This is a genomic window from Micromonospora rifamycinica, assembly GCF_900090265.1.
Lineage (GTDB): Bacteria > Actinomycetota > Actinomycetes > Mycobacteriales > Micromonosporaceae > Micromonospora > Micromonospora rifamycinica.
On record NZ_LT607752.1, the window covers coordinates 4,933,605 to 4,945,757 of the forward strand.

Consider the following 12,153-nt stretch of genomic DNA (forward strand, 5'->3'; position numbering starts at 1 on the left):
TTGCAGGAGCACCCTGCTCGAAAGGAATGTGGGACGTGGCCAAGCAGATCATTCACAAGCTGGTCGATGACCTGGACGGCGGGGACGCGGACGAGACCGTCAAGTTCGCGCTCGACGGCGTTCAGTACGAGATCGACCTGTCGAACTCCAACGCCGACAAATTGCGGGATGTTTTCGCGCCCTACGTGGCCGCCGGCACCCGGGTCGGTCGGGGCGGCGTGGTCGTGGGCGGCCGGGCCGCCCGGGGCCGGGGCGGGGCGACCGCCGACCGCGAGCAGAACAAGGCGATCCGGTCCTGGGCCAAGAAGAACGGCAAGGACATCTCCGACCGGGGTCGCATCCCGCAGGAGATCGTCGACGAGTACCACGCGACCCGCTGAGCCGTCGGCGGCGAACCGACGCCGGGCCGGAGCATCCCTCCGGGCCGGCGTCGCCGTCTCCGGGCGGGAAGATCTCCGGGCGGGAAGGTCTCCGGGGCCGGGGGCGTTGTCCACAGCCGGTGGAGAGCTCGTCCACAGCCTGTGGACGACCCACGGGGGCACCGGAGGGCGGTCTGCGCCCCGGGTGAATTTCGCTCTGCGCGTACAGGCTGGGGTGCCGGAACACCTCCTGAGCGCGGATGGTTGGTCAAAACGACGTCGGAACGGCCCGGTACGAGGAGACACGACCTCAGCGGAGTCGGTCAGCGGCGATAGAGTAAGGAGGCACGGACGCCCGTCCCGGACGTCCGCGCACCGGCCCCGCCAAGATCTCGCAGTCGAGGCGCACGGCACGTGAGGAGCACGAGGGCATGTTCGAGCGGTTCACCGACCGAGCGCGACGGGTTGTCGTCCTGGCCCAAGAAGAGGCCCGGATGCTCAACCACAACTACATCGGTACGGAGCACATCCTGCTGGGCCTGATCCACGAGGGTGAGGGCGTCGCGGCCAAGGCCCTGGAGAGCCTCGGCATCTCCCTGGAGGGCGTCCGCCAGCAGGTCGAAGAGATCATCGGCCAGGGCCAGCAGGCGCCGAGCGGGCACATCCCGTTCACGCCCCGGGCCAAGAAGGTGCTGGAGCTGTCCCTGCGCGAGGCGCTGCAGCTCGGCCACAACTACATCGGCACCGAGCACATCCTGCTCGGGCTGATCCGCGAGGGCGAGGGCGTCGCCGCCCAGGTGCTGGTGAAGCTGGGCGCCGACCTCAACCGGGTCCGCCAGCAGGTGATCCAGCTCCTCTCCGGCTACCAGGGCAAGGAGCCGGCCGCCGCCGGCACCGCGCCGGGTGAGGCCGCCCCGTCGACCAGCCTCGTGCTGGACCAGTTCGGTCGTAACCTGACCCAGGCTGCCCGCGAGGGCAAGCTCGACCCGGTGATCGGGCGGGAGAAGGAGATCGAGCGGGTCATGCAGGTGCTGTCCCGCCGCACCAAGAACAACCCGGTCCTGATCGGCGAGCCCGGGGTCGGCAAGACCGCCGTGGTGGAGGGCCTGTCCCAGAAGATCATCAAGGGCGAGGTGCCCGAGACGCTGAAGGACAAGCAGCTCTACACCCTCGACCTCGGTGCCCTGGTCGCCGGCTCCCGGTACCGCGGTGACTTCGAGGAGCGCCTCAAGAAGGTGCTCAAGGAGATCCGCACCCGAGGCGACATCATCCTGTTCATCGACGAGATCCACACCCTGGTCGGCGCGGGCGCCGCCGAGGGCGCGATCGACGCGGCGAGCATCCTCAAGCCGATGCTGGCCCGGGGCGAGCTGCAGACCATCGGCGCGACCACCCTCGACGAGTACCGCAAGCACCTGGAGAAGGACGCCGCGCTCGAGCGCCGTTTCCAGCCGATCCAGGTGGGTGAGCCGTCGCTGGCGCACACCATCGAGATCCTGAAGGGCCTGCGGGACCGCTACGAGGCGCACCACCGGGTCTCGATCACGGATGCGGCCCTGGTGGCCGCCGCGACGCTGGCCGACCGGTACATCTCCGACCGCTTCCTGCCGGACAAGGCGATCGACCTGATCGACGAGGCCGGTGCCCGGATGCGGATCCGCCGGATGACCGCGCCGCCGGACCTGCGCGACTTCGACGAGCGGATCGCCCAGGTGCGCCGGGACAAGGAGTCCGCGATCGACGCGCAGGACTTCGAGCGGGCCGCCCAGCTGCGCGACAAGGAGAAGCAGCTCCTGGGGCAGAAGGCGCAGCGGGAGAAGGAGTGGAAGGCCGGTGACCTGGACGTCGTCAGCGAGGTCGACGACGAGCAGATCGCCGAGGTGCTCGGCAACTGGACCGGCATCCCGGTCTACAAGCTGACCGAGGAGGAGACCTCCCGGCTGCTGCGGATGGAAGACGAGCTGCACAAGCGCGTCATCGGCCAGGAGGACGCGGTCAAGGCGGTCTCGAAGGCGATCCGGCGTACCCGGGCCGGCCTGAAGGACCCGAAGCGGCCGTCCGGCTCGTTCATCTTCGCCGGCCCGTCCGGTGTCGGTAAGACCGAGCTGTCCAAGGCGCTCGCCGAGTTCCTGTTCGGCAGCGAGGACGCGCTGATCCAGCTGGACATGTCCGAGTTCCACGACCGGTACACGGTGTCCCGCCTGGTCGGTGCCCCTCCCGGCTACGTCGGTTACGACGAGGGCGGGCAGCTGACCGAGAAGGTCCGCCGTCGGCCGTTCTCGGTGGTGCTCTTCGACGAGATCGAGAAGGCCCACCCGGACGTGTTCAACACCCTGCTCCAGATCCTGGAGGACGGTCGGTTGACCGACGGTCAGGGCCGGATCGTGGACTTCAAGAACACGGTCATCATTCTGACCACCAACCTGGGCACCCGGGACGTGGCCAAGGCGGTGTCGCTGGGCTTCCAGCAGTCGGAGGACTCCGAGTCCACCTACGACCGGATGAAGCAGAAGGTCAACGACGAGCTGAAGCAGCACTTCCGGCCCGAGTTCCTGAACCGGATCGACGACACCATCGTCTTCCACCAGCTGCGCCAGAACGAGATCCTCTCGATCGTGGACATCATGATCCAGCGGATCGAGGGCCAGCTCCGCAACAAGGACATGGGCCTGGAGCTGACCGAAAACGCCAAGAAGTACCTGTCCAAGAAGGGCTTCGACCCGGTGCTGGGCGCCCGTCCGCTGCGTCGGACGATCCAGCGCGACATCGAGGACAACCTCTCCGAGCGGATCCTGTTCAACGACCTGACCCCGGGTCAGATCGTGGTGGTGGACTGCGAGGGAGACCCGGAGGACATCGACAAGTCGAAGCTGGTCTTCCACGGCTCCGACCGTCCGGCCGCGGTGCCGGACGCCGTTCCGGCCGACCTCGGTGGCACCGCCGCCGCAGGCGAGTAGGCAGGACAGAGCACCAGGGCGACGGCCCGGTGGCGCGAGCCACCGGGCCGTCGCCCGTTCGTTTATGCCGTGTGCCGTGCGGACCGTGCCGAGCCGGTGGTCGGTCGCACCGGTGGTCCGGCGGGCACGCCCGATCGCCGTCAACGGCACCCGCCGCCGGTGCCTGCGGGTCAGCCGGGGAGCGGCTGAACGGCGGGGCCGTCGCCGACGAGCCGGAAGTTCTCCTCGCCGACCGGTTCGACCAGGCCGTCCTTCACCAGCCCGGCCAGCGCCCGGGCCCGCTGCACGTCGTCGTGCCATACCTGGTCGAGCCGCTGGTGCGGCACCGGGCCGGTGGTGTCCCGGAGGACCTCCAGCAGCAGCCCCCGCACCTGACGGTCGGTGCCGGCGTACCGCTGGGTCTTGCGGGTCGGGCCGCTCGGCGCCACCTGACCGGAGGCCCGCCAGGCACAGACCGACTCGACCGGGCAGACCGGGCAGCGCGGGGAGCGGGCGGTGCAGACGATCGCGCCGAGTTCCATGAAGGCGGCGCTGGCCAGCGCGGCGGCACTCGGCTCGGTCGGCAGCAGCTCCGCACAGGCGACCAGGTCGGCCGGGGTGGTGGCCGGCCCGGCGTCCGGTTCCCCGGCGACGGCCCGGGAGACGACCCGCCGGACGTTCGTGTCGACCACCGGGTGCCGCTGACCGAACGCGAACGCGGCGACCGCCCGCGCCGTGTACGTCCCGACCCCGGGCAGCGCCAGCAACTGCTCCAACTGGTCGGGCACCCGCCCGCCGTGCCGTTCCACGATCGCCACCGCGCAGTCGCGCAGCCGTACCGCCCGGCGGGGGTAGCCGAGCCGGCCCCACATCCTGATCGCCTCGGCCTGGGTGTCGGCGGCGAGGGCGGCGGGATCGGGCCAGCGGGCGAGCCAGGCGTGCCAGGCGGGCAGGACCCGCACCACCGGCGTCTGCTGGAGCATGACCTCGCTGACCAGGATCGGCCAGGCCCCGATCCCCGGCACCCGCCAGGGCAGGTCACGGGCGTTCTGCACGTACCACCGGCTGACCAGGGTGGTGAAGGTCTGTTCAGTCATCGCGTCGACGATGATGTCACGCGACGACTTCCCGCTGGATGGGCGGGCCGGGCGGGGCGTCGCCGGGCCGTCGGGTGGATCGGGCAGAATGCCCGGATGAGCGAGCTCGCGATCACCGTCATCGGTCGGGACCGGCCCGGCATCGTGGCCGACGTCGCCGAGGTGCTCGCCGGGCTCGGCGCGAACCTCACCGACTCCACCATGACCCGGCTACGCGGTCACTTCGCCATGACGTTGATCTGTGTGGGTCCGGCCGCCGCCGAGGTCGAGGCCGCCCTGACACCGCTGGCCGCCGACGGTCAACTGCTGGCCACCGTACGCGCGGTCACTCCGGACGGCGCTGCGGCCCCGACGGGTGAGCCGTACGTGCTGGCGGTGCACGGCGCGGACCGGATGGGCATCGTGGCGGCGATGACCCGGGTGATCGCCGAGGCCGGCGGCAACGTGACGGACCTGAGCACCCGGCTGGCCGGCCCGCTCTACGTGGTGGTGGCCGAGGTGGACCTGCCTCCCGGCAGCGCCGCCGGGTTGACCGGCCGGCTCTCCGAGGTCGCCACCGACCTGGGCGTCGGGGTGTCCCTGCGCCCCGCCGACCCGGAGCTGCTGTGAACGCGAGGAGCGAAGCGGGTTTGCGAGCCCCGCAGTCGCTCACCGGGGGGAATCCGTGGAGCGCGAGGAGTGAGCCGGGTTTGCGAGCCCCGCAGTCGCCCACCAGGGGGAATCCGTGAGTGGGGCGCCGCCCGTGGGGCTCGGCGGCTGGACCCCGGCGGCGCTGGGCGTGCCGGGGGAGGTGCGCCGGGTGGTCTGTGCCCCCGAGCAGGTGCTGAGTCGGCCGGGGCCGGAGGTGGACCCGACGGCCGCGGAGACCGTCCGGCTCGCGGCCGACCTGGTGGCCACCATGCGGGTCTCGCCCGGGTGCGTGGGTCTGGCGGCGCCGCAGGTGGGGGTGGGCGCGCAGGTGTTCGCGGTGGACGTGACCGGCCATCCGAAGGCGGTGACGGTGCACGGCACGTTCGTGCTCTGCAACGCCCGGGTGGTGGAGGCGAGCCGGTGGAAGCCGGGCCGGGAGGGCTGCATGTCGGTGCCCGACCTGACCGGCGACGTGAAGCGGGCCAGCCGGCTGGTGGTCGAGGGGGCGTTGCCCGGTAGCGGTGCGCCGGTCCGGCTGGTCACCGACGGCTTCGAGGCCCGCGCCCTGCAACACGAGATCGACCACTGCGCCGGGCTGCTCTTCCTCGACCGGGTGGCCGGCGCGCACGCGGTCTACCAGCGCAAGGTCTACCTGTGATCCACCGGCCCGCGACGGTGACACCCGCGGTGCGGGGACGGCCCGGTGCGGGCGGGACGGACGACGACCGGCGGGGACGCGGTGCGCCGGCTGTGCCGGTTCCGCGTCGCGGTGCGCCGGCTGTGCCGGGTCGGGGTCGCGGTGGACGGTGGCGGCCGGACCGGGGCGTGCTCCGCTCGACCGTCGTGTGTGGAGTGTTGTTTGCGGCCCGGCGGTGGACGTCCGGCGAGTCGTGGTCGGTCCTCGTGCGTCGCGCCGCTACGGTGGGGGCATCATGCGTCTGACGGTCGGTCCCCTGCCATCCGCCGTGTACTGGCGGCGTCGTGCCGTCGTACTCGGAGCGGGGCTTCTGTTCTTGATTGTCCTGCTCTACTCGTGCACCAGGTCGGCGGACACCAGCACCACACCGGATGCCGGTGCCTCGTCGTCGGCTCCCGCGGCGGGTGGTCCGTCGCCGACGGCCTCCGGGTCCGCGTCGCCGCCGGGGCCGTCCGACGCGCCGGACTCGTCGGCCGGGCCGGGCACCGAGTCGGGTACGAGCACCACGCCGCCGGCCGATCCGCCCGCACCGCCGGTCAACCCGGCCGGGGTGGACGACGGCACCTGCACCGACAGCGAGATCGCGGTGACCCCGGTGGCGCTCCCGTCCGAGGTCCGGCGGGGTGCCCCGGTGGACCTCAGCCTCAAGGTCCGGAACAAGTCCGGGCGGACCTGCAGCCGGGACGTCGGCGCCGACGTGCAGGAGTTGTTCATCAAGTCCGGCGCGGAGAAGGTCTGGTCGTCGGACACCTGCGGCACCGGCAAGGGCTCCGACGTGCAGTCCTTCACCCCTGGTTTCGAACGCTCCTACCAACTCACCTGGAACGGCATGGACGCCAGCCGGTGCAGCCAGGGGGTGGCCTCGGGTCCACTGCCGCCGGCCGGCAACTACCAGGTCTTCGCCCGGGTGGGCACCAAGCTGAGTGAGCCGGTCAAGTTGGTCGTCGTCGGCTGACCCGCCCCGGTCGGGTCGACGACCCGTCGCCGGTCAGACGTAGCGTTCCAGGATGGATGCCTCGGCCAGCCGGGAGAGCCCTTCCCGGACGCCCCGGGCCCGCGCGTCACCGACCCCCTCGACGGCCTGGAGGTCCTCCACGGTGGCGCCGAGCAGCCGCTGGAGGCTGCCGAAGTGCAGCACCAGCCGGTCGACGATCGCCGCCGGCAGCCGGGGCACCTTGGCCAGCAGCCGGAACCCGCGCGGGCTGACCGCCGCGTCGAGCGCGTCGGAGGCGGCCGGGTAGCCGATCGCCTTGGCGACCGCGACCAGGTCGATCAGCTCGGTCGCGCCGAGCAGGTCCAGCTCGACCAGGGCCTCGTCGAGGGTGCGCGACTTGCGGCCGGTGGGCAGGTAGTCCCGGATGACCAGGGTACGGTCGGCGTCGACGCCGGCCATCAACTCGTCGAGCTGGAGGGCGAGCAGCCGGCCGTCGGTGCCCAGCTCGACCACGTACCCGGCGATCTCGTCGGCGATCCGGCGGACCATCTCCAGCCGCTGCACCACGGCGACCGCGTCCCGGACGGTGACCAGATCCTCGATCTCCAGCGCGGAGAGGGTGCCGGAGACCTCGTCGAGGCGGAGCTTGTAGCGCTCCAGCGTGGCCAGGGCCTGGTTGGCCCGGGAGAGGATCGCCGCCGAGTCGTCCAGCACGTGTCGCTGCCCGTTGACGTAGAGGCTGATGATCCGCATCGACTGGCTGACCGAGATGACCGGATAGCCGGTCTGCCGGGCCACCCGCTCGGCGGTGCGGTGCCGGGTGCCGGACTCCTCGGTGGGGATGGACGGGTCGGGCATCAGGTGCACGCCGGCCTGGACGATCCGGGTGCCGTCGCTGGAGAGCACCACCGCGCCGTCCATCTTGCACAGCTCCCGGACCCGGGTGGCGGAGAACTCGACGTCCATCGGGAAGCCGCCGGTGCAGATCCCGTCCACGACCTTGTCGTAGCCGAGGACGATCAGCGCACCCGTACGGCCGCGCAGGATGCGTTCGAGCCCGTCACGCAGCGCGGTGCCCGGTGCCATCAGGGCGAGATTGGCCCGCAGCGGATCACCGGCGCTGCCGGTCGCTCCGGTCACGCTCACGCTGATCGGACGGGCGGGCGAACCCACGGCTGCGGCGCGGGTGTGGGGCGTCGCGCCGGCAGGCTTGGCGGCGTCGCGGTCGGTCGGCACGTGCACAGTCTACGGACTGCCCTGCGGTGGGTGCTCCCGTGGTTACTGTGATGTGTCGCGGCGTCGGATTCTTCCCACCCGCCAGGCCGTGACGGACTTTGCTCGGTATGGCCCGATCGGTCCGTGCGCTTCGCCACCCGGATTCACTCCGCAGAGGCCCGGGCGACCGCCTGGAGCGCGGATCGCACGTCCGTGACCTCGGTCACCTGCATCCGGTCCGGGCCGGCACCGGTGCTGTCGGGGCCGCAACCGGGTGGCACCAGGGCCACCCGGAAGCCGAGCCGGGCCGCTTCGGCCAGCCGGCGGGGGACCGCGCCGACCCGGCGTACCTCACCGGTCAGCCCGACCTCGCCGATCGCCACCAGGTGCGGCGCGATGGCCAGGTTGAGCCCGCCGGAGGCGACCGCCAGGGCGACCGCGAGGTCGGCGGCCGGCTCGACCACCCGGATCCCGCCGACGGTGGCCGCGAAGACCTCCCGGTCGTGGAGGGTGAGCCGTTCCGTGCGGCGCTGGAGCACCGCCAGCACCATGGCCAGCCGGGCACTGTCGAGCCCGGACACGGTACGCCTCGGCGAGCCGGCCACCGTCGCCCCGATCAGCGCCTGCACCTCGGTCAGCAACGCCCGCCGCCCCTCCATCGCGACGGTGACACAGGTGCCCGGCACCGGCTCGGAGTAGCGGGTGAGGAAGAGCCCGGACGGGTCGGCCAGGCTGCTGATGCCCCCCTCGTGCATCTCGAAGCAGCCCACCTCGTCGGCCGCGCCGAACCGGTTCTTGACCCCCCGCACCATCCGTAGCGAGGAGTGCTTGTCGCCCTCGAAGTGCAGCACCACGTCGACCAGGTGCTCCAACACCCGGGGACCGGCCACCTGACCGTCCTTGGTGACGTGGCCGACCAGCACGGTGGCGATGCCGCGCTCCTTGGCGACCGCGACCAGGGCGGCGGTGACGGCCCGGACCTGGGTCACCCCGCCCTGCACCCCCTCGGTGCCGGTGGTGGAGATGGTCTGCACCGAGTCGAGGACCAGCAGGCCCGGCTTGACCGCGTCGAGGTGGCCCAGCACGGCGCTCAGGTCGCTCTCGGCGGCCAGCCAGAGCTGCTCGTGCAGGGCGCCCATCCGCTCGGCACGCAGCCGGACCTGGCTGACCGACTCCTCGCCGCTGACCACCAGCGACGGGCTGCCGGCGGTGGCCGCCCACTGCTGTGCGACGTCGAGCAGCAGGGTGGACTTGCCCACGCCCGGCTCGCCGGCCAGCAGGACCACCGCGCCGGGCACCAGCCCGCCGCCGAGGACCCGGTCGAGTTCGCTGACCCCGGTGGGACGGGCCCGGGCCGGCGCGGCGCTGATGGTGGCGATCGGCCGGGCCGGCTCGGCCGGCATCCGGGAGCTGACCACCCGGCCGGAGACGACCGGCCCGGTGACCGTGGACTCGACCACGGAACCCCACTCGCCGCACTCCGGGCAGCGCCCCACCCACTTGGGCGGTTGGTGGCCGCAGGCGTCGCACTCGTAGGCGGGACGGGGCTCACGGGCGGCCCGGCCCCGGGACACGCCGGACGCGCCGCGGGCGGGCGTGGATCGGGAGGTGGTCACCCCAGGACGCTAACCCCCACCGGTGACGAAAACACCGTCGGCGTGGTGGTCACCACGCCGACGGTGTCGTCGGTACACAGGATTGCCGCTGGTTCAGCCGCCGTGGCCGGAGGTGCCCTCCTGGCCGCTCTCCTCGCCGCCCTCGCGGTGCACGATCGGCGAGGCCGGGGCGCCCGGGCTCAGCGGCACGCCGACCGGGACCGGGGTGCTGACGGTACGACCGCCACCGAAGTCGAAGGTCAGGTCGACCTGCTGGCCGCTGCGCAGCTCCTCGTTCAACCCGACGAGCTGGAGGTGTCGCCCGCTCTGCACGTTGAGCAGGACGTAACCGAGCGCCGGGATCTCGATCCGGGCCGGCTCACCGGCCGGTGCGGACGGACCGCCACCCTCCGACGGCGAAGCGCCCTCCGACGGCGAAGCGCTGCCCGACGGGGAGGCACCCTCGGACGGGGAGGCGCTGCCGGACGGCGAAGCGCCCTCGGACGGGGAGGCGCTGCCCGACGGGGAGGCACCCTCCGACGGGGAGGCGGAGGCCGACGCGCCGGCCGTGCCGGTGAGCACGATCTGCCGGGCGCTGTCGGTGGTGACGGTGACGGTGACCGGATCCCGCGTGTCGTTGTAGATCACCGTGTTGATCGCGGCGTTCCCACCGGCGGCGAAGCCGTCCTCGCCGGGGTACTCGACGTAGAGGCCGCGCACCTTGTACGCGTTGTCCGGCGTCTGGACGTTGACGCCCTGGACCGACGGCTGCTTGTTGGCGGTCTCGGACACCTGGCCCGCCCCGCAGCCCGTCGCCAGCAGGGCGGTCGCCGCCAGGCCGGGCAGCAGCAGGGCGGCCCGCCGGGAACCCCTGATCGAGCGCGTCACGTCGGTCCTCCTCGTCACGATCCCCACCCGGTGCGGATCATCCCCCGGGCACGGGGTGGTCATACCCGCGCAGACCGCGCTCCAGGGTAGTTGGAGCTGATCGAGGGCCGCACACGGACCCGGTGCCGCCACCCGCGCGGGTGCCGGTCAGACCACCCGACCGCTCGCCACCAGCAGGACCACATCGATCAGGGCCACCACCAGCACGGCCCGGAAGGCGGCCACCGAGCGGCCCCCGCCCCGGGTGGCGCCGCGTCCCGCGTACCAGCCGACGGCCGGCACCGCGACGGCGGCCGCGACGGCCGACCAGCCGACCCACGACGGCGGCCCGGGTGGCCCGACGACCAGGGCGACGGTGGCGGCGAGCAGCAGCCCGGCGGCGGCCAGCCGGCTTCCGGTGGCACCGAGCAGGTGCGGCAGCCCGCGTACCCCGGTGCGGGCGTCGTCGGCCAGGTCGGGCAGCACGTTGGCGAAGTGCGCGCCGGCGCCCAGGCAGGCCCCCGCGACGACCAGCCAGACCGGCGGTGCGGGTGCCCCCGGCAGGGCGAGCACCACGAAGGCGGGCAGCGTGCCGAAGGAGACCGCGTACGGCAGCACCGAGACCGGGGTGGACTTCAACGGCCAGTCGTAGAGCAGCGCCGAGATCAGGCCGACGGTGTACCAGAACGCGGCGACCGGGTTGGTGGTCAGCGCCAGCAGCGGGGTGGCGAGCGCGGCCAGCCCGGCGGCCACCGCCACCGTACGGCGGCTCACCGCCCCGGCGGCGACCGGCTTGTCGGCCCGGCCCACCGTGGCGTCCCGCCCGGCGTCCACCGCGTCGTTGGTCCACCCGACGGCCAGCTGGCTGGCCAGCACGGTGAGTACCACGGCGACCGTCCCGGCCGGACGGTGGCCGACGCCGACGGCGAGCAGCCCGGCCACCGTGGTCACCGCCAGGCCGGGCTCCGGATGACTCGCCCTGACCAGCCCTAACACCCTCCGCGACATATGGGAAGTCTGGTCGTTACCGGCCGGTCGTGCCACGCTCGGTGCCATGCGTGACGGTGCGGTCTCCAGCGGTGTCCGGGTGCTGCCCCCCAACGACCCCCGCCAGTACGACGACCTGGCCGGGGAGTGGTGGCGGCCCGACGGCGCGTTCGCGATGCTGCACTGGCTGGCCCGCGCCCGCGCCGCCCTGGTGCCGCCGGCGGCCCGGCCCGACGCGGTGCTGGTCGACCTGGGCTGCGGTGCCGGGCTGATGGCCCCCCACCTGGCCGGCCGGGGCTACCGCCACGTCGGGGTGGACCTCACCCGGTCCGCCCTGGTGCAGGCGGCGGCGCACGGGGTGACAGTGCTCGCCGGTGACGCCACGGCGGTGCCGCTCGCGGACGGTTGCGCCGACGTGGTGGCGGCCGGCGAACTGCTGGAACACGTGCCGGACTGGCGGGCGACGGTCGCCGAGGCGTGCCGCCTGCTGCGCCCCGGTGGACTGCTCGTGCTGGACACCCTGAACGACACCGTGCTGGCCCGGCTGGTCGCGGTGGAGCTGGGCGAGCGGCTGCCCACCGTGCCCCGGGGCATCCACGACCCACGGTTGTTCGTGGACGACCGGGAGCTGGTCGCCGAGTGCGCCCGGCACGGCGTCGACCTGCGGGTGCGGGGCATCCGGCCGTCGCTGCCGGCAACGGTGGGCTGGCTGGTGCGACGCGGCACCGGCGGTGCCGGCCCCGGCGGGCGGGGACGGGCCCCCCGGATCCGGCCGACCTGGTCGACCGCGGTGCTCTACCAGGGCCGCGGCGTCCGGCGCGGGTAGCCGGCCAGCT

General features: G+C 73.0%; 11 protein-coding genes. 6 read left to right on the forward strand and 5 right to left on the reverse strand.

The window, feature by feature from the left end:
- Positions 1-35 precede the first annotated feature (35 nt).
- Both GA0070623_RS20515 and GA0070623_RS20520 read left to right on the forward strand, forming a co-directional pair.
- Positions 36-380, forward strand: a complete 345-nt coding sequence (locus GA0070623_RS20515; protein WP_168222573.1) for a histone-like nucleoid-structuring protein Lsr2 — start codon at positions 36-38, stop codon at positions 378-380.
- A gap of 410 nt (positions 381-790) precedes the next feature.
- Positions 791-3,316 (forward strand): ATP-dependent Clp protease ATP-binding subunit, encoded by a 2,526-nt coding sequence (locus GA0070623_RS20520; RefSeq protein WP_067302176.1) that lies wholly within the window; start codon positions 791-793, stop codon positions 3,314-3,316.
- 170 nt (positions 3,317-3,486) lie between these two features.
- Here the strand turns inward: GA0070623_RS20520 and GA0070623_RS20525 are convergent, their stop codons facing one another.
- Positions 3,487-4,392, reverse strand: coding sequence for an HhH-GPD family protein (locus tag GA0070623_RS20525; protein WP_067302173.1), 906 nt, complete (start codon positions 4,390-4,392; stop codon positions 3,487-3,489).
- Positions 4,393-4,488: 96 nt separating this feature from the next.
- Between GA0070623_RS20525 and GA0070623_RS20530 the strand changes: the two genes are divergently transcribed.
- The 3 genes from GA0070623_RS20530 (at position 4,489) to GA0070623_RS20540 (ending at position 6,674) form a co-directional block, all read left to right on the forward strand.
- Positions 4,489-5,001 (forward strand): glycine cleavage system protein R, encoded by a 513-nt coding sequence (locus tag GA0070623_RS20530; RefSeq protein ID WP_067302170.1) that lies wholly within the window; start codon positions 4,489-4,491, stop codon positions 4,999-5,001.
- 115 nt (positions 5,002-5,116) lie between these two features.
- Positions 5,117-5,680, forward strand: coding sequence for a peptide deformylase (locus GA0070623_RS20535; protein ID WP_067302167.1), 564 nt, complete (start codon positions 5,117-5,119; stop codon positions 5,678-5,680).
- Between the two features lie 274 nt (positions 5,681-5,954).
- On the forward strand, positions 5,955-6,674 hold the full coding sequence (locus GA0070623_RS20540) for a hypothetical protein (RefSeq protein WP_067302164.1): 720 nt from the start codon (positions 5,955-5,957) through the stop codon (positions 6,672-6,674).
- A 33-nt stretch (positions 6,675-6,707) separates the two neighbouring features.
- Here GA0070623_RS20540 and disA read toward each other — a convergent pair whose 3' ends face one another.
- The 4 genes from disA to GA0070623_RS20560 form a co-directional block, all read right to left on the reverse strand.
- Positions 6,708-7,889, reverse strand: a complete 1,182-nt coding sequence (disA, locus tag GA0070623_RS20545) for a DNA integrity scanning diadenylate cyclase DisA (RefSeq protein WP_067302160.1) — start codon at positions 7,887-7,889, stop codon at positions 6,708-6,710.
- Between the two features lie 143 nt (positions 7,890-8,032).
- Complete coding sequence (radA, locus tag GA0070623_RS20550; RefSeq protein WP_067302157.1) at positions 8,033-9,484, reverse strand: DNA repair protein RadA; 1,452 nt, start codon at positions 9,482-9,484, stop codon at positions 8,033-8,035.
- A 93-nt stretch (positions 9,485-9,577) separates the two neighbouring features.
- Positions 9,578-10,351 carry a copper chaperone PCu(A)C gene (locus GA0070623_RS20555; protein WP_067302154.1) on the reverse strand — a complete coding sequence of 258 codons (774 nt, stop codon included), beginning with the start codon at positions 10,349-10,351 and terminating at the stop codon, positions 9,578-9,580.
- Positions 10,352-10,498: 147 nt separating this feature from the next.
- The gene (locus GA0070623_RS20560) at positions 10,499-11,338 is read right to left on the reverse strand and encodes a UbiA family prenyltransferase (RefSeq protein ID WP_084261048.1); all 840 of its coding nucleotides are present in this window, start codon (positions 11,336-11,338) and stop codon (positions 10,499-10,501) included.
- Between the two features lie 46 nt (positions 11,339-11,384).
- Here GA0070623_RS20560 and GA0070623_RS20565 point away from each other — a divergent pair, with 46 nt between their 5' ends.
- Positions 11,385-12,143 (forward strand): methyltransferase domain-containing protein, encoded by a 759-nt coding sequence (locus GA0070623_RS20565; RefSeq protein ID WP_067302147.1) that lies wholly within the window; start codon positions 11,385-11,387, stop codon positions 12,141-12,143.
- Positions 12,144-12,153: the final 10 nt, after the last annotated feature.